At 44.6% G+C, this 25,928-nt stretch carries 20 protein-coding genes; 4 read left to right on the top strand and 16 right to left on the bottom strand.

Annotated features, from left to right (window positions below; all coding sequences use genetic code 11):
• Position 1: 1 nt before the first annotated feature.
• Together AB6E51_RS19295 and AB6E51_RS19290 are read right to left on the bottom strand one after the other, a co-directional pair.
• Positions 2-139: a hypothetical protein gene (locus tag AB6E51_RS19295; protein ID WP_017067606.1), complete on the bottom strand. Its 138-nt coding sequence runs from the start codon at positions 137-139 to the stop codon at positions 2-4.
• A gap of 148 nt (positions 140-287) precedes the next feature.
• Positions 288-1,391 (bottom strand): response regulator, encoded by a 1,104-nt coding sequence (locus tag AB6E51_RS19290; RefSeq protein WP_372058218.1) that lies wholly within the window; start codon positions 1,389-1,391, stop codon positions 288-290.
• A 228-nt stretch (positions 1,392-1,619) separates the two neighbouring features.
• Here AB6E51_RS19290 and AB6E51_RS19285 point away from each other — a divergent pair, with 228 nt between their 5' ends.
• Positions 1,620-2,495: a LysR family transcriptional regulator gene (locus AB6E51_RS19285; RefSeq protein WP_371725110.1), complete on the top strand. Its 876-nt coding sequence runs from the start codon at positions 1,620-1,622 to the stop codon at positions 2,493-2,495.
• 100 nt (positions 2,496-2,595) lie between these two features.
• Here AB6E51_RS19285 and purF read toward each other — a convergent pair whose 3' ends face one another.
• The 10 genes from purF to fabB all read right to left on the bottom strand — a co-directional run bounded on the left by purF (position 2,596) and on the right by fabB (position 17,588).
• Entirely contained in the window at positions 2,596-4,110 is a 1,515-nt protein-coding gene (gene purF / locus AB6E51_RS19280; protein WP_017062345.1) for an amidophosphoribosyltransferase, read from the bottom strand.
• A gap of 34 nt (positions 4,111-4,144) precedes the next feature.
• Positions 4,145-4,636 carry a CvpA family protein gene (locus AB6E51_RS19275; protein WP_009848678.1) on the bottom strand — a complete coding sequence of 164 codons (492 nt, stop codon included), beginning with the start codon at positions 4,634-4,636 and terminating at the stop codon, positions 4,145-4,147.
• A gap of 61 nt (positions 4,637-4,697) precedes the next feature.
• Entirely contained in the window at positions 4,698-5,273 is a 576-nt protein-coding gene (locus AB6E51_RS19270) for an SPOR domain-containing protein (RefSeq protein WP_017063432.1), read from the bottom strand.
• Positions 5,274-6,536, bottom strand: a complete 1,263-nt coding sequence (gene folC, locus AB6E51_RS19265; RefSeq protein WP_017062347.1) for a bifunctional tetrahydrofolate synthase/dihydrofolate synthase — start codon at positions 6,534-6,536, stop codon at positions 5,274-5,276.
• Between the two features lie 42 nt (positions 6,537-6,578).
• Positions 6,579-7,505 (bottom strand): acetyl-CoA carboxylase, carboxyltransferase subunit beta, encoded by a 927-nt coding sequence (gene accD, locus AB6E51_RS19260; protein ID WP_017062348.1) that lies wholly within the window; start codon positions 7,503-7,505, stop codon positions 6,579-6,581.
• A gap of 176 nt (positions 7,506-7,681) precedes the next feature.
• A complete protein-coding gene (gene truA / locus AB6E51_RS19255) occupies positions 7,682-8,476 on the bottom strand; it encodes a tRNA pseudouridine(38-40) synthase TruA (RefSeq protein WP_004734161.1) in 795 nt (264 codons plus the stop codon).
• Positions 8,477-8,670: 194 nt separating this feature from the next.
• Positions 8,671-13,509: a FimV/HubP family polar landmark protein gene (locus AB6E51_RS19250; RefSeq protein WP_372140057.1), complete on the bottom strand. Its 4,839-nt coding sequence runs from the start codon at positions 13,507-13,509 to the stop codon at positions 8,671-8,673.
• Between the two features lie 207 nt (positions 13,510-13,716).
• Positions 13,717-14,730: an aspartate-semialdehyde dehydrogenase gene (locus tag AB6E51_RS19245; protein WP_017062350.1), complete on the bottom strand. Its 1,014-nt coding sequence runs from the start codon at positions 14,728-14,730 to the stop codon at positions 13,717-13,719.
• Positions 14,731-14,742: 12 nt separating this feature from the next.
• Positions 14,743-15,876: a 4-phosphoerythronate dehydrogenase gene (locus AB6E51_RS19240; RefSeq protein ID WP_372058221.1), complete on the bottom strand. Its 1,134-nt coding sequence runs from the start codon at positions 15,874-15,876 to the stop codon at positions 14,743-14,745.
• Positions 15,877-16,361: 485 nt separating this feature from the next.
• Positions 16,362-17,588, bottom strand: a complete 1,227-nt coding sequence (gene fabB, locus AB6E51_RS19235) for a beta-ketoacyl-ACP synthase I (protein WP_017070308.1) — start codon at positions 17,586-17,588, stop codon at positions 16,362-16,364.
• 56 nt (positions 17,589-17,644) lie between these two features.
• Here fabB and mnmC point away from each other — a divergent pair, with 56 nt between their 5' ends.
• The gene (gene mnmC / locus AB6E51_RS19230; protein WP_080582254.1) at positions 17,645-19,795 is read left to right on the top strand and encodes a bifunctional tRNA (5-methylaminomethyl-2-thiouridine)(34)-methyltransferase MnmD/FAD-dependent 5-carboxymethylaminomethyl-2-thiouridine(34) oxidoreductase MnmC; all 2,151 of its coding nucleotides are present in this window, start codon (positions 17,645-17,647) and stop codon (positions 19,793-19,795) included.
• 145 nt (positions 19,796-19,940) lie between these two features.
• On the opposite strand, the gene AB6E51_RS19225 is transcribed toward mnmC, so the two are convergent.
• The 3 genes from AB6E51_RS19225 to AB6E51_RS19215 form a co-directional block, all read right to left on the bottom strand.
• Positions 19,941-20,462: an NADPH-dependent FMN reductase gene (locus AB6E51_RS19225; RefSeq protein WP_017062355.1), complete on the bottom strand. Its 522-nt coding sequence runs from the start codon at positions 20,460-20,462 to the stop codon at positions 19,941-19,943.
• A 176-nt stretch (positions 20,463-20,638) separates the two neighbouring features.
• Complete coding sequence (locus AB6E51_RS19220) at positions 20,639-20,902, bottom strand: YfcL family protein (protein ID WP_017063425.1); 264 nt, start codon at positions 20,900-20,902, stop codon at positions 20,639-20,641.
• Positions 20,903-20,911: 9 nt separating this feature from the next.
• Positions 20,912-21,442, bottom strand: coding sequence for an elongation factor P hydroxylase (locus tag AB6E51_RS19215; RefSeq protein ID WP_017063424.1), 531 nt, complete (start codon positions 21,440-21,442; stop codon positions 20,912-20,914).
• Between the two features lie 298 nt (positions 21,443-21,740).
• On the opposite strand from AB6E51_RS19215, the gene AB6E51_RS19210 reads away from it, so the two are divergent.
• Positions 21,741-22,364 (top strand): trimeric intracellular cation channel family protein, encoded by a 624-nt coding sequence (locus AB6E51_RS19210; RefSeq protein ID WP_017062358.1) that lies wholly within the window; start codon positions 21,741-21,743, stop codon positions 22,362-22,364.
• Between the two features lie 150 nt (positions 22,365-22,514).
• Here AB6E51_RS19210 and aroC read toward each other — a convergent pair whose 3' ends face one another.
• Positions 22,515-23,600: a chorismate synthase gene (gene aroC / locus AB6E51_RS19205; protein WP_017062360.1), complete on the bottom strand. Its 1,086-nt coding sequence runs from the start codon at positions 23,598-23,600 to the stop codon at positions 22,515-22,517.
• 689 nt (positions 23,601-24,289) lie between these two features.
• On the opposite strand from aroC, the gene AB6E51_RS19200 reads away from it, so the two are divergent.
• A protein-coding gene (locus AB6E51_RS19200) for an IS3 family transposase (RefSeq protein ID WP_372028729.1) occupies positions 24,290-25,824 on the top strand; the annotation gives its coding sequence in 2 pieces (ribosomal slippage) (positions 24,290-24,743 and positions 24,743-25,824; 1,536 coding nt in all).
• Positions 25,825-25,928: the final 104 nt, after the last annotated feature.

Here is a 25,928-nt window from a genome sequence, read left to right as displayed (position 1 = left end):
ACTAGAATGTTGCGTAACCATTGAATACACGGATCAACGTAAGTGTTGCTGGTAGCAATGGAATCATTAAAAATGCGGCTAAAAATCCTAAAAAGTAGAATACATTAAACGGGTCTTGAAAGTCTTTGTTATCTGCCATGATTGCTTCTTGTTTTTGTTAGTGAAGGTAAGTATCCGGGGAACCAAACCCGCTTTGCTAAATCGACATTTAACAAAAAAGGCATAGCCACACCATTTGCGCAACTATACCTTAATCAATTATTCACAAAAACCGAGGAAATATAGGGTTAATCAGTAGACCCTTGGTGTATGTCTAAACTAAAACTTGCCGCTCCAAGTAGGCTCAACGACAGTTGGCAGCCCTGTTCGATCGGAAGGTCCCGCGTAATAAAGTTCTTCTTGCAGTTCTCACCCAAGCGCTCACCTGCTGCAATATATTGATTCAATTCACCATTCGACCATTGCCCGTCTAGACCCGCAGGCAAAATGGAGATGGTTCCCTCGGCAAGGTCAGCAACACCAAACAAGGCATTCACTGGGGTGGAGCATTTAGAGCAACGAATCCCCTTCTCTAAGATTTCAGCAATATCTTTGAGATCAACATTAAAATCTTTTCTGTTTCTTATGTAATCGTGGAACAGCGCTCTCACTAACAATGTTGTCGCGGAGCCGCCATTATCAGACGACGATGAATCGACGAGGTAAAAAGCAAACTGCCCGTTCATCATCCACGCATAGTCAAACACAAGTGGCATCATCTCTGTTGATTGCAGTAACCGGTAACTGCAACGCCATGAGCCTTGTCGCGTATCTTTCTCTGGAAGCAGCGCATGCAGTAAGTCTTTTGCTGCGCTTGGGTTATCTTGAAGGTAATTCAGGTGCCAATGCAGTTCTTGGTCTTCAGGGATCTCTCCCCCATCATCCACACAGAACCATTGGCTCGAAAAATCTCGTTGGTCTGAAATGTTATCGAACGAATCTGTCAATGTATTCGCAATCGCACTTCCTAGGTGACGGTGATCCTCTAACGGCTTCGCCAAGAAGTCTTTAATACCAAATCGCAAGGCTTTCGCCACGTCAGACATATCATCAGTGCCAGACACAACGATCATAGGCAGTGACGGGTACTCTAAACTGAGCTCTTCCACAAGCTCTATGCCATCAAGTATTGGCATTGATAAGTCACACACAATTAAATCTGGCGTTGAGTCTCTAAGTTTCTGCAAAGCGTCCAGTCCATTTTCAGCCTCAACCACTTTATAACCGACCTTGTCTAGGTACGCGCTGGTTATACGGCGAAAAATAGGATCATCATCAACCAACATCACGCATTTTGGGTTAATTACTTCCTGAGCCGAGGTCATTACTGGCTGACTGTGAGTTTTGTACATAATCTATAACCTCACAAAACTAAGTCGAATTATTATTGTTATCTGTTCTAAGAACTAATATAAAACTTAGTAATAAAATGCTAAATACACAAATTTGCACTCTTTACTGGTAATTCGTGACGAGGGTTGGAATACTTGTAAATAGTGCAACGAGTTGACGTAACGCAAACATTGATCTCACTGTTACGTATAAATTAGATGAGATTGTAAACAAATGTGTCTGGATTTATGAAATTAGATGATTTAAACCTCTTTCGACTCGTCGTTGAAAATGGGAGCTACACCGCAACATCGCGCAAGACTATGATTCCGGTTGCGACCATCACACGACGCATCCAAGCCTTAGAAGATTCTTTGAACCTTAGGCTTCTCAATAGACACGCGCGTAAACTTTCTTTAACAGAGGCAGGCGAACGTTTCTTCAATGAATGCTCTCCGCTGTTGCAACGTCTCTCTTCTACTGCAGAAGAGTTAACTGACGTGTGCAAAGGCGCTTCCGGTAAGATTCGTATTACGGCACCCTCAAACCTGACCAAGCGCATGATGATGCCAATGTTCAGTGAATTCATGATTCAATACCCTGATATCAATATTGAGCTGATGATGAACAACCAAGCGGATCAGCTGGATCCAACGGAGTGGGACGTAATTTTCCGAGTCGGCCCTCAGCGTGATTCAAGCCTAATCGCTCGAAAAATCAGTGAAGTCAAAGATATTCTTATCGCGAGCCCTGAGTACTTAACGAAGAACCCAGCTCCAAGCCATGCTGAAGAGCTAGCGAACCATTCGCTACTCAAAGGCTACCCGCTGATTAAGTGGCAGCTGAGTAATTCGAATGAAGAGACGGTGGTGAATAGCGAGAAAGGCCGTTTCAACGCCAATGCGCTTAATGTCGTAAGACAAGCGTGCTCAGAAGGCCTAGGTATCACCCTGATGCCTGACGTGATGATTCGTGAATACATTGAAGATGGCAGCTTAGTGCAAGTCTTAGAAGACTGGAGCGCTAACCCTCGTGATATATACATGCTTTATAACCACAAAGACCATCTACCAGAGAAAGTGAGATTGTTTATTGATTTTGTGATCGCATACCACATTCATTAAGGTCAATCCCCTTCTCTATAAACAAAAAACCAGAGCCGATGCTCTGGTTTTTTATTTTCTGTATCGCTAGCGAAACTCTGTATGACTAACGAAACGCTAGTTAAGCGCCTTCGTTATGTAACTCTAAGTTAGCAAGATCTTGTTGAATCTCACGCTGAACCTTTGAGTCGTCATTACGCAAAGAGTCTAGGAAATCTAGGTACACTTGGTCGATATCGCCCGTTACATACTCGCCGTTAAATACAGAAGTATCAAAACGAGAGATGTCTTGATTGCCCATGCCCACTGCAGAAATCAGATCTGGTAGCGTTTGGAAAATCAAGGCGTCTGCGCCAATCTGCTTACAAATCGTTTCGTTATCACGACCATGAGCAATCAACTCTGTCGCGCTCGGCATATCAATGCCGTAAACGTTAGGGAAGCGAACCTCTGGAGCAGCTGAAACCATGAAGACCTTATTTGCGCCAGAATCACGAGCCATCTCAATGATCTGCTCTGATGTTGTGCCGCGAACGATAGAATCGTCAACCAGAAGAACGTTCTTACCTTTAAACTCAGAGCGAATTGCGTTGAGCTTACGGCGAACCGACTTCTTACGTTGTTGCTGACCTGGCATGATGAATGTGCGGCCAACATAGCGGTTTTTCACGAAACCTTGACGGTATGGCTTATTGATCGCTTGAGCGATTCGTAGCGCAATATCGTTTGATGTTTCAGGGATTGGAATAACTACATCAATGTCTAAGTCTGCGTACTCTTCTTTAATACGCATACCAAGCATCTCACCCATCTCAACGCGTGCGCTGTAAACCGAGATTTTGTCGATGAATGAATCTGGGCGTGCAAAGTATACAAACTCAAAGATACATGGGTTCAGTTGTGGGTTGTCTGCACATTGCTTAGTGAAAAGCTCACCGTCAAACGTTGCGTAGATAGCTTCACCTGGTGCTACGTCGCGCATGAAGTCGAAACCAACAGCATCGAGTGCTACCGATTCAGACGCAACCATGTACTCTGTTTTACCTTGAACTTCACGCTTACCAAGACACAATGGACGAATACCATGTGGGTCACGGAATGCGATCATACCGTGGCCGATGATCATCGCCGTTACGGCGTAAGCACCACGAATTGTACGGTGCACATTTGCCACAGCGCGGAAAACGTCATCTGAAGTTACGTTACCTTTAACGGTATCGATCTCATGAGCTAATACGTTCAGTAGAACTTCAGAGTCAGAGGTTGTGTTTACATGACGACGGTCTTTTTCGAACAACTTCTCACGAACTTCGTTTGCGTTCGTCAGGTTACCGTTGTGCGCCAACGTAATGCCAAAAGGAGAGTTTACGTAGAAAGGCTGAGCTTCAGACGCACTTGAACTACCCGCAGTAGGATAACGAACATGGCCAATACCAACTTCACCTTGTAGGCGCTGCATGTGTTTTGCTTCAAAAACATCTTTTACTAAACCGTTCGCCTTACGCAGACGGAAACGATTGCTTTCTATGGTACAAATACCAGCGGCATCTTGGCCACGATGCTGCAATACCGTTAAAGCGTCATAAATAGACTGGTTTACAGGTGTTGAACCCACGATTCCAACAATACCACACATGTCCTAATCCTCGATTTTTCGACATTAACTGGCGCTAGAGCGCGCCAGATAAGAAACTAGATGTTGCTTGTAAATGCTCGAAGAACGGCGCAATGATTCGACTAAATTCTGGAACCAATTGCGAATTCTTCCACCACTCAGAACTTGGGAATGCAGTAAACGCATCCATGAAAAACAACACTGCAGAAACAATCAAAACACCACGTAAGCCACCAAAGACGACACCGAGGATTCTGTCTGTACCTGACAGGCCTGTTTTCTGAACTAGTTGACCGATGACATAGTTAACTAAGGCACCCACAACTAACGTTGCAACAAACAATGCTGCTATCGCAGTTCCGTTTCGAAACATCTCATCTTCGATATTGGTGAAGTACATCGCTAATTTAGCGTAGTACTGGCTAGCAATAAAAAATGCTCCAAACCAAATAACGAGTGACAAGGCTTCTTTAGCGAAACCACGAACTAAACTGATCACGGCAGAGAAGCCGATCACGCCTAAAATGACAAAATCTAACCAATTCATGAATTCTTCATCTTAAGTTGGCGCGCATTTTAACAGAAAAAATGCTGACGCAAACGTTTTCTTATGGATTTAACGGTTTAAATTTGAGCAACTGGCCTTTTGAACCCGTAATTTTTTCTAATTCCTTAATTTGTCGCTCAAGTTTGGATTTAGAGACATCCGGGCCAATAATTACTCGCGTAAAAGTTTTTTCTTGCTTGGTGTGAGCCTGATAACCGCGCTTTTGCAGATCCTTAACAACGTTTTTTGCGTTGTCAGCATTCTTCAAAGCCATCAATTGAATAATCCAAGCACTGTCTTGGTATTCATTTTTTTCAGGTACCGGCTTAACCACAACTGCCACTTTGTCTGCTTCTTTATCATTAGAAGAAGACGCGGTTTGCGTGTTTGAATTATCAGTACGACCACTTTCAACCACTTGCTCAACAGGAGAATCCGGTAGCGCTATCTGATCTTCAACGGGATCGAGTACTTCAAACACTTCAACATTACTATCAAGCTCAGGCTTAATTGGAATGCTTGCAAACTCTTCTTTGTAGTGGAGCTTCTTACCATCTAGTACATCGGGCAATACAATCACGCCAATGGCCACTAAAATGATGGTGCCGACTAACCGGCTTTGGAATTTACTTGCCATTTAGTTTCCTTTTTTCTGCCAATGCTCCAACACTTCACCCACTGTATGGAAAGAACCGACAACCAACACAACATCGTCACCTTTAACAGAAGCTAAAGCCGCTTCAAACGCTACAACAGGGTTTGAATACCGCTCTACACCTTCAGGTAAGCTTTGACACAATTCAGCGGCTGTTGCGGCTCGTGGGCCGTTCAGCGAAGCTGGGTACCAATGTGTTGTTATTGGAGCTAATACTTCCAATGTCGCGGGGATATCTTTGTCATGAAGCATGGCGACTACAACGTGTAAATTTTTGCCTGCATACTTCTTCGCGACTTGCTGCGCAAAGTACTCAGCAGAATGCGGGTTGTGTGCTACATCAAGCACAATCACCGGTTGTTCGCTAATTTGCTGCATACGCCCAGGAAGCTGCGCATTCTTCATGCCGTTAACCACGTTCACGTCGCTAATACTAAGCTCTGATGTGCCCAATGCCATCAACGCTGTTGCAGCGTTAGGTAACGGCAGGCTTGGAATAGGTAGTGATTCTAGTTGGAATGCACCACTGCGCCAGTTCCACGTATCACCGTCAACATCATAAGTGTATTGAATACCGACTTGGTAGAACTCAGCCTTAATGTCATCAGCGTGCGCTGCAACCGTAGCCGGTGGCTTGGGTTGACCACAGATAGCGGGTTTACCGCTACGATAAATGCCCGCTTTCTCAAAACCAATCACATTGATGTCATCACCTAGCCAGTCAACATGGTCGACAGCCAAACTAGTAATCACAGAAACATCATGCTCAACGATATTGGTCGCGTCTAAACGCCCGCCTAAACCCACTTCTAAAAGCACAACATCAACCGCTTCAGTTTGAAATGCACGTAACGCCGCTAAAGTGCCATATTCGAAAAAACTCAGGCTGATTTCGCCACGCTCTTTCTCAATGAAATCGAAAGACTGAACCATCTTTTCATCAGATAGATCTTGGCCGTTGATACGAACACGTTCGTTATAGCGAATTAAGTGAGGAGAGCTGTAGACACCAACTGAGTAACCAGCGTCCAATAGAATCGCTTCCATCAGTGCACATGTTGAGCCTTTGCCATTGGTTCCGGCAACAGTAATAACATGTTGAGCAGGTTTGGTGAGGTTTGCCTTAGAGGCGACGGCCTGAACTCGGTCTAATCCAAGATCAATAGCGCTTGTGTGGATGTTTGATAAATAATCAAGCCACATCTCCAAAGAGGATGTGGCTTGAGGAATAGGTTGTTGACTCATCTAACTCATAACCATAATTAAGTTGGTTTGTTAGAAGGTACTTTACCCTTTTTCTGGCGCTTCTGGTACTTCATAAGTAGCTTCATTCGGTGAATCGTTCACAGAAACTACTAATGGTGAAGGCTGGTTGGTCATTTTAGCAACAAGGCTTGCAACGCGCTGACGCATCTCACGACGGTCAACAATCATGTCGATAGCACCGTGGTCTAGTAGGAACTCACTGCGTTGGAAACCTTCAGGAAGGTCTTCACGTACCGTTTGTTCGATTACACGACGTCCAGCAAAACCGATCAGTGCTTTTGGTTCACCAATATTGATATCGCCAAGCATTGCCAAACTTGCAGAAACACCACCCATTGTTGGATCAGTCATAACTGAAACAAACGGTAGGCCTTTCGCAGATAAACGCTCAAGCGCAGCACTGGTTTTCGCCATTTGCATTAGAGACATCAATGCCTCTTGCATACGAGCACCACCACTTGCAGAGAAACACACTAAACCACAGTTGTTCTCGATAGCAGCATCTACCGCTTTCACGAAACGAGCACCAACAACAGAACCCATTGAGCCGCCCATGAATGAGAATTCAAAAGCACACGCTACGATAGGTAAACCCAATAGTTCGCCTTTCATTGCAACTAATGCGTCTGTTTCACCACTGTTCTTTTGAGCAGCAGAGATACGTTCTTTGTAACGCTTAGAGTCTTTAAACTTCAGCTTGTCTTGTGGCTCAAGATCAGCACCTAGTTCAACACGCTCACCTTTGTCTAGGAATGTATCCAGACGACGACGTGCTTTCATGCGCATGTGATGGTCACATTTTGGACATACTTCTAGGTTACGCTCTAGTTCAGCATGGTACAGAACCTGCTCACAAGAAGTACATTTCGTCCAAACACCCTCAGGGATAGACGCTTTACGAGATGTTACGATGTTGCTTTTTTCTAAAATCTTTTCAAGCCAACTCATGGAAGACCTTTTTGTTTCGATTCTTCCGCTTGATTGCGAAAGAAATAAATTTGGGAATTATGCGTGGGAATTAAAGCACATAAAACAGCGACTGTAGATAAAAAACTGGTTGTACCTATTTTCTGGGACTATCTTACGCACTAAACCGTAATAATTTTTGAACCTAAGTCTCACATTTAGTTCAAATTATCCGGTAAAAATAGAGGACCAATTGGCTCTCGTGGTAGCTCAAAATGTTCAGGATAATCAACATCCACCAGATACAAACCTTCCGCTTTTGCAGTTGCGCCGGCTACTTTTCGATCTTTAGCTTCTAAAAGCCACTGGATCCACTCTGGTTTCTGCTCACCTTTACCTACGGCAATAAGGCTACCCGTAATATTCCTCACCATGTGGTGAACAAACGCATTCGCTTTAATATCGATCACAATGTAGTGTCCATGACGAGTCACGTTCAAGTGAATCATGTTTCTCCATGGGCTACGAGATTGACAGTGTGTTGCCCTGAACGAAGTGAAGTCATTCTCACCAAGTAAGTACTGACCCGCTTCATGCATTTTTTTCTCATCAAGATGACCATGATAATGGCTCACACCTGAATTCAAAATGCCTGGGCGTAGTGCATGGTTAAAGATAATGTAGCGATAACGGCGGGCAGTAGCCGAGAAACGAGCATGGAAATCCTCATTCACTTCTGTCGCCCAACGAACCGCAATATCTTTTGGCATGTTGGCATTCGCGCCCATTGTCCATGCCACCATTTTACGATCGACATTAGTTTCAAAGTGAACGACTTGTCCCGTACCGTGAACACCGGCATCTGTACGACCTGCGCACATAACTTCTACAGGGTGATTCGCGACAACTGAAAGAGCCTTTTCCAATTCTTCTTGGACACTTTTCACGTCTCGTTGGCGCTGCCAACCAAAGTAGTGGGTACCGTTATATTCAATACCTAAAGCAATTTTCATGTTCTTGTTCTCTTTGAAAATGGGCGAGAAGTATATACGGAAATCAGTGCTAGCCCAAATAGGATGGGGCTAAAACTTCAATAAACAATCAGCATCGACCGAGACGATGCTGTTGAAAAACCAAATGAAACGATAGCGCTCTGTATCGCCTTAAAATAAAGGGTAGCCAACGCTACCCTTTCTGATTTGTAAATTTATCGACCGTTTAACGTATCGATAAGATTTTTTGCCTCTCGACGAATATCATCGCTGCCGTCAACGATTGCCTCTTCTAGAAGCTTAATTGCCCCTTGCGAGTCACTCATCTCGATGTAGATTTTGGCCAAATCAAGCTTACCCGCAGCTTCTGCATTGCTGTCGACATCATAATTGCCAATATCACCGATAACATCAGGGAATTCGTTAAGACCCACATCCAGTTTAAGCTCTTCATCGTCTGGATTAATGACTTCTTCACCTTCTTGCTCGACTTGAGCCATTAGCTCATCAATCGTCATGTACTGCTTATCACGACTGTTGCCTGATTCGGTTAGATTGTCTTGTTCAGCCCAATTCTCTTCTTTGATTTTCGGTTCAGCTTGCTGTTCAGCCGATGCCCAAATCTCTTGTTGGTCATCAGGCACATCATTATGCATGCTCGATTGTTGTTCTGGCGCTAGGTTAAAGCCTTTCCAGTCTTCGCCGCCGACTTCAAGCATGGCGTCAATATCTAACCCTGCGCTATCAATCGAAGTTGCGTCCAATGGCTTATCGAACATGTTGTCGACAGAGTCTTGAACATCTTCAGAAAGCAACTCAGCTAATGCTGTCTCATCAAAGTCATCAAAGCCTTCTAGTGGCTCGTCTTGAACCGCTGCAGGCGTTGAGTTTGGCTCTGAAGCCGCGCTCAGTGATTGTTCTGGCTGTGCAAAACCAGCCGGTTCAGAGTCTTCAGCATTCGAGAAATCATCAGCCTGACTATAGCTCTGCGGATTTGAGAACAGATCATGCAACGCATCTTGCTCTTCGCCTTGTGGGCTGAAAGAAGTCAGTGGTGTTGGCTTCTCAGCAAACGCATCAGAGATGGCTTCATCTTCACCATATTCCGGTAAATCAAACTCATCGAACTCTACGCCTTGGGCTTCCGCCACCGGCTCGGCATTGCTTTGCTCAATATCATCTAAAACAGAGTCTGCTTTTGCGCTTTCTTCATCGTACTCCGGAAGATCAAGGTCATCGAACTCGAACTTCTCTGTGTCAGGCGCTAAGTCTTGCTCTAACTGTGCTTCATCTGGTTCACTCACCACTTCCGCTAACGCATCGTCTTCACCAAACTCTGGTAGTTCGAAGTCATCAAGCGAGAATTCTTCTTCGCTTTCTGGTTTCGCAGTTTCAACTTGTGGTGCAGCATCTAACTGAGGCTCAGCGGTAGGTTGCGATTCAACACTTGATTGAGAGTCTATAGCAGGCGTTGCTGGCTCTGTTGTTGATTCAGCATCAGCTTCCGCTAGTGCGTCTTCTTCACTAAACTCTGGTAAGTCGAAATCATCAAACGAAAACTCTTCGTCGTCTTGCGCCTGAGCTATAACTTGGGCTTCAGTTTGAGGCTCAACACTTGGTTGAGCATCAATAGCTGGCGTTACTGGTTCTGGTGTTGATTCAGCATCAGCTTCCGCTAGTGCATCTTCTTCATTAAACTCTGGCAATTCGAAGTCATCAAACGAGAATTCTTCTTCGCCTTCTTGTCCTAGAACTTCAGCTTGTTCTGCTACTTCCGCTTGTGGTGTAGCTTCAACTTTCGGTTCAGCGACAGGTGTCACTAGCTCTGGTGTTACGTCAGTTTCCGCTAATGCTTCTGGTTCAGACGCCTCATCTTCAATCAGCCAATCATCGTCTTCTGGCACACCAAATTCATTTGGAATGATCTCTGGCATGTTTGCAGCACGAACTGGCTCTGGCTCTGGCTCTGGCTCTGGCTCTGGCTCTGGCTCTGGCTCTGGCTCTGGCAAGGATTCAACGACATCTTCAAGCTGATCGCTACCTTGGATTTTCGGTTCAAAGTCAAAATCAGAGTCAATGTTCGCTGGCGACTCTACATCGTCGATGGCTTCAGCTAACCAGTCTTCAACCGTTTCTTCTTCATCTTCAGAGATATCGTTCAAAGACGATGGCGAAGCTTGCTCTTGTACGTCGGCTTCTTTCGGCTCTGGTTCTTGTTGTGCGGTTTCTTCTTTAACTCGCTCTTCAAAATCTGGTTTGTCAAAATCAGAATTCTCAGATAACAGCGAGTCGATATCCAGTTCATCATCTTCAACCGATGATGCGGTTTCTTGCGCTGATACTTCGTCGCTGTCTAAAAGAGACGCTTGCTCTGGTTCAACCGTATTGTCAATTGATGGTTCAACAGGCTCTTCTATTGCTGGCAACAAATCATTGTCATCAGAAGTCATTAACTCATCAATCAACGCTTCGTCTGTTGTTTCTAGCGAGTCATCAAGCAAAGCATCCGTTGCCGGTGCGACACCGAACAAATCATCGATAAAACCATCACGATTAAAGGCTTCATCATTTTCTGGCTTAATGTCAGAACTTTCTTGAGTCATTTCAGAATCTAACGATTCATCAGTAACGACTTCAGGTTGTGGTGTTTCACTAATGTCCGGATCTTGCTCAGGCTCACCTTCAGAGGTTAACGGAGTAAGCTCAACGTCTGAGTCCTTTTCAGGCTCCTCATTGGCGTTGTCCAAACCAAAGGCTGCGTCTAACTCTTTATCAAACGTCTTATCTTCAGATTCAAGCTCGTCTTCAATGCCACTTGTCAGTAAGTCATCAAATGGGTCTAGAGATTCTGATTTTGATGCATCCGCTAAAAGCTCATCATCTGACAATTCACTATCAAGGAAATCATCCAATAAGTCGGTACTTTCGGCGTCGAGTTCGAAATCATCCTCGTCAGAGTCACCTATTAATTCATCCAAGGTTTCCGTGCTGTCTTCTGCGATGTTGAGGTCATCATCGGTCGATAAACCAGAAAGCTCTTCAAGCTCAGACAGAGAATCAAAGCCAAGAGGTTCGCTTTCAGACTCATCATCCGAATCGTCCCCTAGCATCTCATCAAGAAGGTCTGTCGACTTACTTAGGTCTACGTCATCGCCTGCCAGTTGCTCATCAAGCAGATCAACGCTGTCTTGAGGTTCTTCATTTACGATGGGCTTATCGAACTGAGACAGAATGTTTTCGATATCATCATCAGACGCCAAACCACTGTTTAGGTTAGTGGCAATCTCATCGTCGCTATCGAGGTTGAAAGGGTCATTCGCTTGATCGTTCTGAGCAGCAACTTGGGCAAAGATGTCATCAATATCATCATTCGCTGTCGGTGAAGCTGGCTCAGGGGACTGTTGTTCAGAGATTAGAGCATCAATATCAAAATCGTCATTGCTCAAATCAACAGGCTTAGTCTCACTTTGTTGCTCAGAGATAAGCGCATCGATGTCAAAATCATCGCTTGCTGGTGTTTCAGTGCTAGAAGGCGAATCACTTTGCTCTTCCGAAATCAGAGCATCAATATCGAAGCTATCATCATCTTCGTCATCAAGAGCAAACAGATCATCTAATAAAGATTGGTCTAGCTCGTTGGAACCGAGATCTTCAGTTTCAGACTCTTGAGATAGTAAAGCTTCAATGTCATCAGCAGACATTGCGTTATCATCAGAAAGATCAAAGTCGACATCATCAGTATCGACGGCGCTTTCCGCTGTTTTGTCTAGCGCACGTTCCATCTCTTCAAGGCCAAGCGCTTTCTCTTCGCCATTAACACTAATGCCGTTGCTGCTGTCTAAATCTAGATCGTCGAAGTTGGTGTCTAAATCACCGTTTTCGCCAATGCTCGCAAATGGGTCATCATCTTCACCGTCGAGATTGAAATCGAGATCAGATTCATCCAATCCTGCAAATACATCATCTTCTTCAGCAAGAGCTTGGTCGTCAAACAACTTATTGGTATCGTCTTCAGTGCCAAACAGGTCATCGTCTAAAGAGAGCTCGTTAAGGTCGTCCATCTCGTCGCCCAGTGTAATAGGCGCGACGCTGCTTGGTTCAGGCTGAATCGGTTGTTCTTGAGTGTTTTGCTGTTGTTCTTCATTTTTAGAACGACGGCCTATCAGCATCACGATGATCAAGCCAAGTAGAAGACCCGGAATAATCGCAAGAGCCGCAACTAACCAACCATTAGATAACAGTTCATCCATGGCACTTGGGGCCATTTTTTCAATTTCGGCGTTCTTTCTACGCTCTTCATCAAGCAGCTTTTCCACTTCGCTACGAATGCGGTCTTCATCACCGAGCTCTGTTTTTAGCTCATCCACTTCCGATTGAACATTCGATAACATCAAACGAAGTTGGTGATTTTTCTCTTCAAGTGACAGCAGTTCAGTTTCTGAAAGCTCTAGCTGCTTCTCTAACTTGTTCATCTCTTGGGTTGGTGCAGATTGAGCTAGAGATGATTGAGTTGGAGACAATGGCTTTTTAGCAGTTTCAGTAGTGCTTACTTGCTTAGCAGGAGTAACATTTTTTGCATCAGAACTCGGCGCTTTGGGTTTTGAAGCGACAGGCTTACTTGCAGGAGCATCAAGCTTAGCAAGATGTGAGTTCATGATGTTGATAGCTTGCTGCGTCGAGCTTGCACGTGCTTGCTCTAAAGAAGGCACGCGTAGATTGCTCGCAGGCAGCAGGCTATGGATATTCTGGTTTTCAAACGCTTGTGGGTTTAAGCGATAAATAGCCAACAGAGTTTGTTGGACTGAAACGGAGTTATCAGGGCGTAACTTTGAGGCAATAGACCACAATGTTTCTGAGCCGCGAGTTGGACCATAGAAACGTGAAGGCTCAGCGCTATTTGATTGCGCTCTTTGAAGTGGTTCTGAAAACGTAGGCGCTGATTGTATCTGGCCATTAGGCCCTACAACTCGAATGGAATCTGCACGAACAACGGAAATCTGAGTCGCAATGATAAAGGCAAAAGGCATTAACCACGGCTTGAAAATTTGAAACATAAAAGGCTCAGCTAGGTGCTTAAATTCGGAAAAGTGATGATCTATTAAATATATCGGATAAATGACGTAAAACTATAGAGATGAAAACAAAAAATGTGTTGCAGCAACAATATTCGCAGCAATTTCACACAATTTGACTAACAATATTTTTAATCGATTAAAAAAGCCCCACTAAAGAGTGAGGCTTTTTTATCAAAGCAATAAAGCTTAGAAGTAATCGCGAATCAGAACTTCAGCGATTTGAACTGCGTTTGTTGCTGCGCCTTTACGAACGTTATCAGCGACAACCCACATGTTTACGCCACTGTGATGGCTGATGTCGTTACGAATACGACCAACCATTACGTGGTCTTTACCACCTGCATCACGAACTTGAGTTGGGAAGTCTAGCGCTTGGAATACTTCAACACCTTCTGTGTTCTCTAGAAGCTGAACCACTTGCTCTGCACCGATTGGTGCGCGAGTTTCAATGTGTAGAGATTCTGCGTGACCGTAAAATACTGGTACGCGGACACAAGTCGGGTTCACTGTGATTGAAGAGTCAGCAAAGATTTTTTGAGTTTCCCAAACCATCTTCATCTCTTCACGCGTGTAGCCGTTCTCTGTAAATTCATCGATTTGAGGAATACAGTTGAAAGCGATTTGTTGTGAGAACGCTGAGTTTTCAGCTGGCATACCGTTAAGAAGCTTAGCCGTTTGACCCGCTAGCTCATCGATACCTGGCTTACCTGCACCAGACACAGATTGGTAAGTTGAAACGTTAATACGCTCAAGGCCCACTTCATCGTGAATTGGTTTTAGCGCTACTACCATTTGGATAGTCGAGCAGTTAGGGTTCGCGATGATGTTACGGTTACGGAACTCAGCAATCGCTTCAGGGTTCACTTCAGGCACAACCAGAGGAACATCGTATTCGTAACGGAAGCGTGATGTGTTATCGATGACAACCACACCTTCATCAGCCGCAATTGGAGCCCAACGCTCTGAAAGCTCGCTACCTGCAGAGAAAAACGCAATATGTACTTGAGACCAATCGAAGTCTTCTACGTTTTGTACTTGTATTGTTTTGCCGTTAAAACGGGAAGTTTTGCCTTCACTACGTTCACTTGCTAGTAAGTGCATTTCACCGACAGGGAATTTACGCTCTTTAAGTACTTCAAGAATGGTTTCACCAACCGCACCAGTCGCACCTAAAATAGCAATATTAAATTCTTGGCTCATTGTTTCTCTCTTTTATAAAGTTGGCTTTACCATAAAACCGAGTTTAGATAACGGCGTTAAATTACAAGATTCGTCGCCCGTTAACTCGACTGCACTGTACTCTCTGCGGTCCCAATATTCTTTACGCATCTTGTCAAAAGAACCCGGCGTAACGATATTGCGACGGAATAAGGCGTCGTCTTTGCGCACATCATAGATCAACTGAATCAAATTGTGCAGTGTTGCTTCATCCCAAGCTCTATCTAATTTCATTTGAGGTACAGGCGCTGTCGGCAATAAGTCGCTTGCATACGCACGCTGTTCAGTACCTAAAAATTCACAATAACTGTTGAAGATCATCGTGGTACCACGCGCTTTACCTTCTAAACCGTAGCCCGCTACGTGAGGCGTTGCAAAAGCGAGTAACGGAAGAAGCTCAAAGTCGACTTCAGGTTCAAACTCAAACACATCAAGCACTGCAGTGAAACCATCGGCTTTTTGCAGGCGAGCTTTTAGCGCTTGGTTATCAACCACAGGACCGCGAGCTGCATTAATCAGGATTTGATCAGCACGTAAGTTGTTCAGCACTTGCTCACTGATCAAGTGATGCGTTGGATACTGACCCGTCTTAGTGATTGGCGTGTGTAATGTAATAACGTCTGATTGTTCAAGCAAAGTCTCTAACTCAGTAAATTCGCGAGTATCACCCTCTTGCTGTTTTAGAGGGTCGTTCAGCAGAACTTTGATACCAATACCTTCAAGGCACTTCGCTAAGTAACTGCCCACTTGACCACAGCCGATAATACCAACCGTTTTATCAAAAACAGAAAAGCCTTGTTGCTGCGCAAGCACCATCATCGCACTGAACGCGTACTCAGCAACACCCACCTTGTTACAACCAGGTGCCGCAGTAAAGAAAATGCCACGCTCTTTCATCAACTCTTGGTCAACGTGATCCATGCCAGCCGTCGCAGTACCAACAAACTTCAGCTTATTGGCTTTGCTGATCAATGACTCGTTTACCTTGGTAACAGAGCGAATCATCAATGCATCTACGTCAACTAGGTCGTCAGCTGTTAATGTGCGACCAGACTTCATTGTCACTTCCCCTAGCTGGCTAAAAAGCGCTTCAGCGTAAGGCATATTTTCGTCGATTAAGATTTTCATTTGGCGAGTACTTTTGTTGGGGTCTATCGACCTAAATGTGAATTGAAATGATTGTGCAAAATTCCACACACGGTGTCGAGTAGCAATTGGAATACATTATAAATAAAGGACTGAATCACCTAACCTTGGCAGACAAGAACCGAAACCAGAGTGAACACCCAAGATCAAACGGCTAAAACGAAAAATGCCCGATTGAATAAACAATCGGGCAAACATCCAGAACAAAAGGATCCTATCTCGCTCTCCAGGAGACAGAGTCTTGCGTCTGTTCAACCAGTACTAACCAAAGTCAGTACTGGTCAAGCTCTGGAAACCTTTCAATCTCTAAACCCAGATTTAAAAACTATGTTCAAAAAACACGTTTACCAACCTGCGTCTAAAAACTTTGTTCTGATGGTCATTATTACTGGGTGACCTGTGCGTGTTGAATCGGCACTAGCGCAACCCTTTAACGATTAACCTTGTCTCTGTAACTCAAGCTTAAGTTAAGCTTGGTACTTTTTGATTACTAGCGTTGCGTTCGTACCGCCGAAACCAAAACTGTTAGACATAACTGTAGTTAGCTCTTGATCACGAGCTTCAGTTACGATGTCTAGGCCAGCAGCAGCTTCGTCTAGGTTCGAAACGTTAATGCTTGGAGCGATAAAGCCGTTATCTAGCATTAGCGTTGAGTAAATAGCTTCGTGTACGCCAGCAGCACCTAGAGCGTGACCTGTCATCGCTTTAGTTGCAGAAATTGCTGGGCTGTTGCCACCGCCATTGCCTTGAGAGAAAACTTCTTGGATAGCGCCTAGCTCTTTAACGTCGCCAACTGGAGTTGAAGTACCGTGAGTGTTCACGTAATCAACGCCATCAACGTTTTGCATCGCCATCTTCATACAACGAACCGCACCTTCACCAGAAGGAGCAACCATGTCGTAGCCATCTGAAGTTGCGCCGTAGCCTACGATTTCACCGTAGATTTTTGCGCCACGAGCAACAGCGTGCTCAAGCTCTTCGATAACTAACATGCCGCCGCCACCAGAGATAACGAAACCATCACGGTCTGCATCGTAGGTACGAGAAGCCAGCTCTGGCGTATCGTTGTACTTAGTAGAAAGTGCGCCCATTGCGTCGAACATCATAGTCAGAGACCAATCCAGTTCTTCACCGCCACCAGCGAATACAACGTCTTGCTTACCAAGTTGGATAAGCTCCATTGCGTGACCAATACAGTGTGCAGATGTCGCACATGCAGAGCTCATAGAGTAGTTCACACCACGGATTTTGAAAGGAGTTGCTAGACAAGCAGAAACCGTAGAAGCCATTGTACGTGGAACCATGTATGGACCAACGCGCTTCACGCCTTTCTCACGGATGATGTCTACCGCGTTTACTTGGTTTAGAGATGAAGCACCACCTGAACCCGCAACGATACCCGTGCGGTCATTAGATACTTGATCTTCAGTTAAGCCAGAATCAGCAATTGCTTGCTCCATTGAAAGATAAGCGAATGCCGCTGCATCACCCATAAAGCGCATTTTTTTGCGATCGATATGGTCAGCAGGGTTCATTTTTAGGTTACCCCATACTTGAGAGCGCAAGCCATTTTCCTTGAACTGCTCTGAAGCGGTAATACCAGATTTACCCTCTTTCAGTGATGCTAAAACTTCTTCGACGTTGTTACCGATACTTGAAACAATACCCATACCGGTGATTACGACTCGTTTCATGTGACATTCCTATAATTCTAAATTCAGCTAGATGATAACTAAGAAGCCTAACAAAAGTGGTCAGCTTTCCTAGAAATTCGTACAATCCCTACCAACATATCGCTTCAAATCACAAAATGATAGATTTTATGACTTCAATTACTAATGCAGAACTGGAATGGAATGAGTCTGGCACGCCAGTTTCAGACCAATTTGACGACGTTTACTTCTCCAATGTTAACGGTTTAGAAGAAACTCGCTACGTCTTTTTAAAGCAAAACCACCTTCCAGAGCGTTGGCTTGAACATGAACAACGCCGCTTTGTGATTGCTGAAACCGGCTTTGGCACAGGTTTGAACTTTCTTGCAGTTTGGCAATGGTTCGATGCTTTTCTTAAAGATAACCCACAAGCGATGACCAAAGAGTTACATTTCATCAGTTTTGAAAAATATCCTTTAAATAAAGAGGATCTCATCAAAGCACACCAATCGTGGCCAGAATTAGCCGAGTATGCGACGCAACTCCAAGAACACTACCCTATTGCTCTACCTGAATGTCACCGCATTGTGCTGGGCGACGGTGCAATCACGCTTGATTTGTGGTTTGGCGATATTAAAGATTGCATGCCCAACGTACCAACCCCGCGTGAAGGTTTGGTTGATGCTTGGTTCTTAGACGGTTTTGCTCCGAGCAAGAACCCAGAGATGTGGAATCAAAACCTATTCAACGGCATGGCTAAGCTCGCTAAGCAAGATTGTAGCTGCGCCACCTTCACCGCTGCTGGCTTTGTTCGCCGTGGCTTAATAGAAGCTGGCTTTGAAATGAAAAAGGTCAAAGGCTTTGGTACTAAGCGAGAAATGATCGCCGGCCGACTTGGCGAAAAGCACGCTCACACCAACATCAAACCTTGGTATGGCCTCGCTCAACACACTGAATCCCAAGACATTGCGATCATTGGTGGTGGTGTCGCCAGTGCTGCATTAGCCAAAACGCTAAGCCGTCGTGGTAAAAACATCACCCTTTATTGTGAACATCCACAAGCTGCGGGCAATGCCTCAGGTAACAACCAAGGTGCGATTTACCCGCTATTAAGCGAAGCGACCTCGAACGTGTCTCGCGTGTTTGGCCCGGGGTTACTGTTTGCTCGTCAATTTATTAATCAAGCGGCTCAGTCTATTCAATTTGATCACAGCTTGTGTGGCGTGAACATCTTGATGTGGGATCAAGGCTCCACTAAAAAGCTCAACCGCATGTTGGAAGGCAACTTCCACACCGACCTGATTCAGCGTTTATCGCCAGAGCAAGCCAACGAAAAGATTGGCTTACCCGTCGATAAAGAGAGTGTTTACTTTCCGCTGGGTGGTTGGTTAAGCCCTCTTCAACTGACTCAAGGCTTGATTGGCAAGCTAGAAGAGAGCAACCAAGTGAGCGCACACTATCAACATCAAGTAACGCAACTTGAGTGGCTCGAAGCTGAAAAACAATGGTTACTGACGATTGAGGCACCTCAAGGTGAGATTCAAACTAAGCACGACCAAGTAGTTGTCGCAAACGGACACAAGTTCACTCAGTTTGAACAAACTCAGCCAGTACCACTGACTCCGGTTAAAGGCCAAGTGAGCCATATTCCGACCACGGAAAATCTCAGCCAGCTAAAAACCGTGTTGTGCTTTGATGGCTATTTGACGCCACAGAACCCCAACAATGGTCATCACTGTATTGGTGCGAACTACGACAAAACCAATATCGACCAAGAATTTGATATTGAGGTTCAGCAGCACAATGGCGAGCGCCTACATGGGTCACTACCAGACCAAGCATGGACAAAAGATGTCGATACCAGTGACAACTTAGCGCGCCAAGGTATCCGAAGCGTAAGCCGTGACCACCTTCCGTTTGTCGGAAACGTTGGTGACTTTGAAGCCATTAAGGAGCAGTACCAAGATCTCCACAACTTCAACCCGCAGCGTGACTCGGTTGAGGATGTAGAAACGGTAACAAGCTTCCCTAACCTTTATTGCTTTATCGGACTGGGTTCACGTGGTTTGAGCTCTGCACCATTATTGGCTGAAGTATTAGCATCACAGATCTGTGGCGATCCGCTGCCCTTGCCTGTTGATGTGCTTGAGGCGATTCACCCAAGTCGAATGTGGGTACGCAGACTGCGTAAAGGTAAGGCATTAACGGCTGGATGGGTTGCTGACAAGCATTCTAAATCAAAGCCGTAGTTTCTAGTTCAGCTATTTTGAACATCTGAAATTTCTGAATATCTGAAACTAATAAGTTAAAAGCTAAAAAGCCCGAGTTCATTGTGTCGCTCGGGCTTTTTGTTATTCGTGTTGCTCTAAACTGATGTTCTAAACGAAGCTGTATTTACAGCTTAGCAACCGCGTCTTTAATCTGTAGAACGATCTCTTCGTTGCTGATAGAACCAGATTCAAAATCAAAGTTATCGTAGAAGCTTGGTACTGAAACTGACGCTTGCACGTTGCCACCGAAGTAAGGTGCAGAACCTGTCGCTGCACCAAGTACCGTTTGTGCGCCACCAGGGCCCGGTGAAGTCGCTAGGTAAACCGCCGGCTTCTCGCCAAACACTGAACGCTCAATACGTGTCGCCCAGTCAAATAGGTTTTTATACGCTGCTGGGTAGTGACCATTGTGTTCTGCGAACGAAATAACAAACGCATCAGCTTCAGCTAGGTCGCGTAGGAATGCTTGAGCACCTTCCGCTTGGCCAATCTCTTTTTCAGTGTCTTCACTGAACATAGGAACATTGTAATCGTTGATGTCTAGGACTTTTACTTCAGCACCTTCAATCAAGTTTGCTGCGTAAGTTGCTAGTGTTTTGTTGATTGAGGTAGAACTTGTGCTTGCGCCAAATGCGATAACTTTCATGATGTGACCTTTCTGTAATTCCGTTAAGTGGGATTAGAATAACGTAGTAAGAAAATGTAACCATCACAAGAAATGAACGGACTCATTCAAAAATTTCGAACGAGTCTCAAATAAACCAGTTCGCTCAGCAAAATGGGAAAGGAAGGGACTGAGCGGATAGTATTAATACATCGAGATTAAGCTTGGTTTTGTAGCTCAACCCAAAGGTCATTAACGATAGTGCGGTCTGCTGGTGTTAGTTCAGAGCGAGCGTCGTCTAGGCTCTGTTCAATACGAGCTTTTACTTCAGCCACATCTTCAATGCCTTCTTCTTCACATGAAGCCACTGAAAGAGAAATATGACCACGTAAGTAACCACCAGCAAACAGTTCATCGTCTGATGCGTTTTCAATGCGAGCATCAATTACTTCAAGTAGTTTTTCTTCAAATTCGATAATCATAATATTCTCTTATTTCACAATAAATTGGCTAGCACATAAAGGTTCTACATCGTAGAAGCTGCGTAATGCTTCAGAGAGCATTTTCACGCGAGGCGGAAAGCCTACTTCAAAGATACCCATAACTTCGCTATGTACTTTATTCATAAAGGCCAAACGATCTGGCTCAAAATCGCCGTGTAGATTGTCACAGCTGACATTAAAAGGAAAGCCTGCGCTCATCGCAATGATCCATTCATACGCTTGTGGGCGAATTTCTACTTTTTCAAACTCAGCTTGAACCGATTCCGTTCGACCGTCAGGTTCATACCAATAGCCAAAATCTTCCAGTAAACGACGCTCAGGCCCAGCAACGCACCAGTGTGCGATCTCATGGAGTGCAGAGGCGTAAAAGCCACGTGCGAACACGATTCGATGGTGTGGGATAGTATCATCAGCAGGCAAATAGATCGGCTCATCAGCCCCTAGCTCTAGTTTGGTATTAAAGCTTTCAAAAAAGGTCTGATTGAAGATATCGATAATGTCTGAGTATTGGTGTGTCATAAAATCAAATTTAAGTAAAAATAACTGGGGCATTTTGCTTTTTTTTAAGCGCTCGGTAAAGCCCTATCAAGCGTAATGACATCGGGTTCGCCATTATACTTTGCAGTGACAATCGATTGCCATTCCCAGATTACACCACTTTAAGGTGAATGATTAGTTTAGCTAATCTGAAACGCCCATTCACGGTACAAATATTCATTCGTCAACAAGCATTTTTACTACTACACTCGCGCTTCATTTTATATCCCTAAGGCCTATAAGACTCGAGTTTATAGACCTAAATTATAGAGCTACAGCAATGCTACTAAGTGTTTTGTATATCATTGGCATCACGGCAGAAGCCATGACCGGCGCTCTCAGTGCAGGCAAACAAAAAATGGATTGGTTTGGTGTAATGTTGGTTGCGAGCGCAACGGCAATTGGCGGCGGTACAGTACGCGATATCTTACTTGGCCATTACCCTTTAGGTTGGGTTGAAAACCCTCAGTATCTGGCCATCACCTGTATAGCAGGTGTTATTACAACCGGGTTGGCGAAATGGGTTATCAAGCTAAAAGGTTTGTTTATTCGCTTGGATGCCTTAGGCCTAATCGTATTCAGTATCATTGGTACCAAAGTAGCGATGACCATGGGTCTGCACCCGATGATTTGCATGGTATCGGCATTAGTGACAGGTGTCTTTGGTGGTTTGTTACGTGACCTTATCTGTCGTCAAACACCATTGGTGTTACATGAAGAGCTGTATGCCTCTGTCGCACTTGTCGCTTCAGGTTTGTACCTAGGTTTGCTTGAGCTTGGCATCAACGACGTCACGGCGACAATTGTGACGCTTGTAGTTGGTTACTTGCTGCGCATGGCGGCTGTAAGATTCAAATGGAGTTTGCCTTCGTTCCAGCTTGATCCTGAAAGTTCAGTGCATTAATGGATTAAGAGCCTTAAGCTGCTAGCTGTCTTTAATGACGATAGTCGCTAACCGGACGAATAATCCTGCTAATGTGAAAAAGGGTTACTTCATTACGAAGCAACCCTTTTTTGTTTCTACCAATTCTATTCTAAATAAAAAGAAGCAGAATTAGATTTGTGGTGTTTCAGTTGTCACACCAAAGTTTTGACCACGATGACGTAGCAAGTGGTCAAGCAGCACGATAGCCAGCATTGCTTCTGCAATAGGTACCGCACGGATGCCAACACATGGATCGTGACGACCTTTCGTGATTAGCTGCGTTGCTTCACCATCTTTCGTGATTGTGTCACCAGGTACAGTGATGCTTGATGTTGGTTTAAGCGCAATGCTTGCCACAATATCTTGACCAGTAGAGATACCACCTAAGATACCGCCAGCATGATTGCTGCTGAAACCTTCTGGAGTTAATGGGTCACGGTGTTCACTACCGCGTTGATTAACAACATCGAAGCCATCACCAATCTCAACACCTTTCACAGCGTTAATGCTCATTAGAGCGTGCGCGATGTCAGCATCTAGACGATCAAAGATTGGCTCACCAAGGCCTACTGGCACTTTAGTCGCAACCACTTGAATCTTCGCACCGATCGAGTTGCCTTCTTTTAGCAAGTCACGAATCAGTTGATCAAATTCTGGTACTTTGTCGGCATCTGGACAGAAGAAAGCGTTGTTTTCAATCTCGTTCCAATCCACTTTATCAATTGAGATATCACCCATTTGAGAAAGGTAAGCTTGGATTTCAACACCAAATTCTTGTTTTAGGTATTTCTTCGCAATTGCACCTGCAGCAACACGCATTGCAGTTTCACGAGCTGAAGAACGACCACCACCTCGGTAATCACGCACACCGTACTTTTGATGGTACGTATAGTCAGCGTGGCCAGGGCGGAACTTGTCTTTAATTTCGGAATAGTCTTTAGAGCGTTGGTCTGTATTTTCAATCAATAGACCAATAGAAGTACCCGTAGTTTGGCCTTCAAATACACCTGATAAGATTTTCACTTCATCCGCTTCACGACGAGCCGTTGTATAGCGAGAAGTACCAGGGCGACGACGATCCAAATCTCTTTGAAGGTCTGCTTCGGTAATTTCTAATCCTGGTGGGCACCCATCTACGATACATCCTAGTGCGATACCGTGACTCTCTCCGAATGTGGTCACTCGAAAGTGTTGTCCGATACTGTTTCCTGCCATTGCTTCCTCTAAATCAGCCATCAATCAGAAGGTTTGATTCCTAAACCGACTGGCTAATAGCTTTACTTGTCTATTCTTCGTGAATTCATAGTGGCTTTATTACCAAATGATGTAAACCCCAAAAAACGAACAATTTTAACTTTCTATTACATAAGCCGAATGAAACGAATAACAGAAGAAAATGAGTCGCGCTTGAAAAGAAGTGTTTTATGATATGTAAAATGCAAAAAACCCGACAACTCGGAGAGTTATCGGGTTTCTTTAAATAATGGCACGCCCTGAAGGATTCGAATCTTTATATTAGGTTAATTTAAAATCCAGCAAGTGAGTGAGTGAGTTGGCATTACTATCAAACTCAATAGCAGCCTAGCATTAGAACTCAAAATTCTAATAAATAAAACAGTTCAAGTTAAACGCACCATTGGTGCAATGATAGTTACTTGTAACAGCATGCCCCTCATAATTCAGTATGTCGATTGGGACACTGAATTCAAGTTGCCTTAAATGAAATATTATTCAAAATTATGAATATTATTTCTTCCGCATAACTATTCACAATAACACAAGAACGAAGGAGTAAAGTCTAGTTCGAATCCTGTTGGTCGTAATCTAATCAGGAGATAAAGCCCTATCTGGCAGGGTAGATGTCACTGTTAAAATTTAACCAGTTTGGGCGATAAAGAGTAATTGTGTCTCGTATCTCAGTAGAAAGAAAAGAAGCTATATTGAAGAAGCTATTACCTCCCTATTCAATGTCAGTTAAAGAAGTGTCGGAAGAGGAAGGAATTAGCACTGCGACCCTGTATCATTGGCGCCAGCAACTCAGACGTTCAGGAGCCGCCGTGCCAAATAGCAACACTTCATCAGAGCAGTGGTCAGCTCAAACTAAACTTGCCATTGTCGCTGAAACCTACTCAATGACAGAAAGTGAACTCAGCCAATATTGTCGTGAAAAAGGTCTTTTTCCAGAGCAAATCCAAAGCTGGCGCAGCGAATGTATGCAAGGGTTTAAGTCGAGTAAAGAGCAGGAAGCTGAAGCAAAGAAGCAGGCTAAAGCTGACAAACTTGAAATCAAAGAGTTGAAGAAAGATTTACGACTCAAAGAAAAAGCACTCGCTGAAACGGCCGCTCTCTTGGTACTAAGAAAAAAGCTGAGAGCCTTTTACGGGGAAGAGCCAGAGGACGACTAACCTCAACCGATGAAAGGCAGACCATAGTGACTCTTATCCTTGAAGCGAAGCAATGCGGGTGTCGTTTAGAGCCAGCTTGCCATGAAGTTCAAATCGACTTTAGAACGTATCGTCGCTGGTATCAGCAAGGTGAAGTTCAAGCTGACAAAAGGCCAATATGCCTCAGACCTGAGCCTGCTAACAAGCTGTCGCAGGAAGAGCGTGATGCGATAATCGAGGTGTGTAACCGCTCTGAGTTTGCAAGCTTGCCTCCAACTCAAATCGCCCCGACACTGCTTGATAGAGGTGAGTATATCGCCTCTGAGTCGAGCTACTACCGAGTGTTGAGTACGCAGGGGCAACTTCACAAACGAGGTCGTCAGCGGAGCAGACAGAAGCAAGCGAAGCCAACCAGTTACACAGCGACGGACTCGAACCAAGTCTATACGTGGGATATCACTTACTTACCTTCAAAAGTTCGAGGCCAACATTATTACCTGTATGTCATTGAGGACATCTACAGTCGAAAAATTGTTGGTTATGAAGTGTATGAGCATGAATGCGGTGAGCTGGCGTCACAACTTCTGCAACGAACGTTGATGCGAGAGCAGTGCTTCAATCAAGCTCTGGTTCTTCACTCCGATAATGGTGCGCCGATGAAGTCGTTGACGTTCAAAGCCAAAATGGAAGAGTTAGGTATTACTTCATCGTATAGTCGCCCAAGAGTCAGTGATGATAACCCGTATGTTGAGTCATTGTTCCGCACGGTAAAGTACATGCCAAGCTGGCCAACGAAGGGCTTTGAAACAATCGATAGTAGCCAAAGTTGGGTTGAAGCCTTCGTACGCTGGTACAACACCGAGCACAAGCACAGTCAGCTAAATTACGTCACGCCTTCAGAGCGTCACAATGGAAAAGATAAAGAGATCTTGAAGCGTCGTGTAGAGGTATTGCTCGCTGCAAAACAGCGAAAGCCTGAGCGGTGGTCTGGTGATATCAGGAACTGTGCGCCTGTTGGTGACGTTCACCTAAATCCAGAAAGAGAAGCTGCTTAATAAGTAAGCAAATGATGACAACTACCTTGAAAAACACCGAAAGAGTCATCTAGGGCGTGTTGATCTTTCGTGAGTGTTTTTTGAACAGCATGGTAAAGAGTTAT

This window comes from Vibrio sp. 10N.247.311.47, from assembly GCF_041467535.1.
GTDB classification, from domain to species: domain Bacteria; phylum Pseudomonadota; class Gammaproteobacteria; order Enterobacterales; family Vibrionaceae; genus Vibrio; species Vibrio crassostreae_C.
The sequence above is the reverse complement of the archived record's forward strand: the minus strand, read 5'-3'. Positions and strand labels throughout refer to the sequence as shown.

Excerpts from the sequence above, each read along its gene's own strand:
- AB6E51_RS19220 (WP_017063425.1), bottom strand. The coding sequence starts at position 20,902 with ATGATTATCGAATTTGAAGAAAAACTACTTGAAGTAATTGATGCTCGC.
- fabB (WP_017070308.1), bottom strand. The coding sequence starts at position 17,588 with ATGAAACGAGTCGTAATCACCGGTATGGGTATTGTTTCAAGTATCGGT.
- AB6E51_RS19225 (WP_017062355.1), bottom strand. The coding sequence starts at position 20,462 with ATGAAAGTTATCGCATTTGGCGCAAGCACAAGTTCTACCTCAATCAAC.
- AB6E51_RS19210 (WP_017062358.1), top strand. The coding sequence starts at position 21,741 with ATGCTACTAAGTGTTTTGTATATCATTGGCATCACGGCAGAAGCCATG.
- folC (WP_017062347.1), bottom strand. The coding sequence starts at position 6,536 with ATGAGTCAACAACCTATTCCTCAAGCCACATCCTCTTTGGAGATGTGG.
- AB6E51_RS19245 (WP_017062350.1), bottom strand. The coding sequence starts at position 14,730 with ATGAGCCAAGAATTTAATATTGCTATTTTAGGTGCGACTGGTGCGGTT.
- AB6E51_RS19215 (WP_017063424.1), bottom strand. The coding sequence starts at position 21,442 with ATGACACACCAATACTCAGACATTATCGATATCTTCAATCAGACCTTT.
- accD (WP_017062348.1), bottom strand. The coding sequence starts at position 7,505 with ATGAGTTGGCTTGAAAAGATTTTAGAAAAAAGCAACATCGTAACATCT.
- AB6E51_RS19290 (WP_372058218.1), bottom strand. The coding sequence starts at position 1,391 with ATGTACAAAACTCACAGTCAGCCAGTAATGACCTCGGCTCAGGAAGTA.
- AB6E51_RS19270 (WP_017063432.1), bottom strand. The coding sequence starts at position 5,273 with ATGGCAAGTAAATTCCAAAGCCGGTTAGTCGGCACCATCATTTTAGTG.
- truA (WP_004734161.1), bottom strand. The coding sequence starts at position 8,476 with ATGAAAATTGCTTTAGGTATTGAATATAACGGTACCCACTACTTTGGT.
- AB6E51_RS19240 (WP_372058221.1), bottom strand. The coding sequence starts at position 15,876 with ATGAAAATCTTAATCGACGAAAATATGCCTTACGCTGAAGCGCTTTTT.
- aroC (WP_017062360.1), bottom strand. The coding sequence starts at position 23,600 with ATGGCAGGAAACAGTATCGGACAACACTTTCGAGTGACCACATTCGGA.
- AB6E51_RS19295 (WP_017067606.1), bottom strand. The coding sequence starts at position 139 with ATGGCAGATAACAAAGACTTTCAAGACCCGTTTAATGTATTCTACTTT.
- AB6E51_RS19275 (WP_009848678.1), bottom strand. The coding sequence starts at position 4,636 with ATGAATTGGTTAGATTTTGTCATTTTAGGCGTGATCGGCTTCTCTGCC.
- AB6E51_RS19250 (WP_372140057.1), bottom strand. The coding sequence starts at position 13,509 with ATGTTTCAAATTTTCAAGCCGTGGTTAATGCCTTTTGCCTTTATCATT.
- purF (WP_017062345.1), bottom strand. The coding sequence starts at position 4,110 with ATGTGTGGTATTGTTGGAATCGTGGGTTCAACACCTGTAAACCAGTCT.
- AB6E51_RS19285 (WP_371725110.1), top strand. The coding sequence starts at position 1,620 with ATGAAATTAGATGATTTAAACCTCTTTCGACTCGTCGTTGAAAATGGG.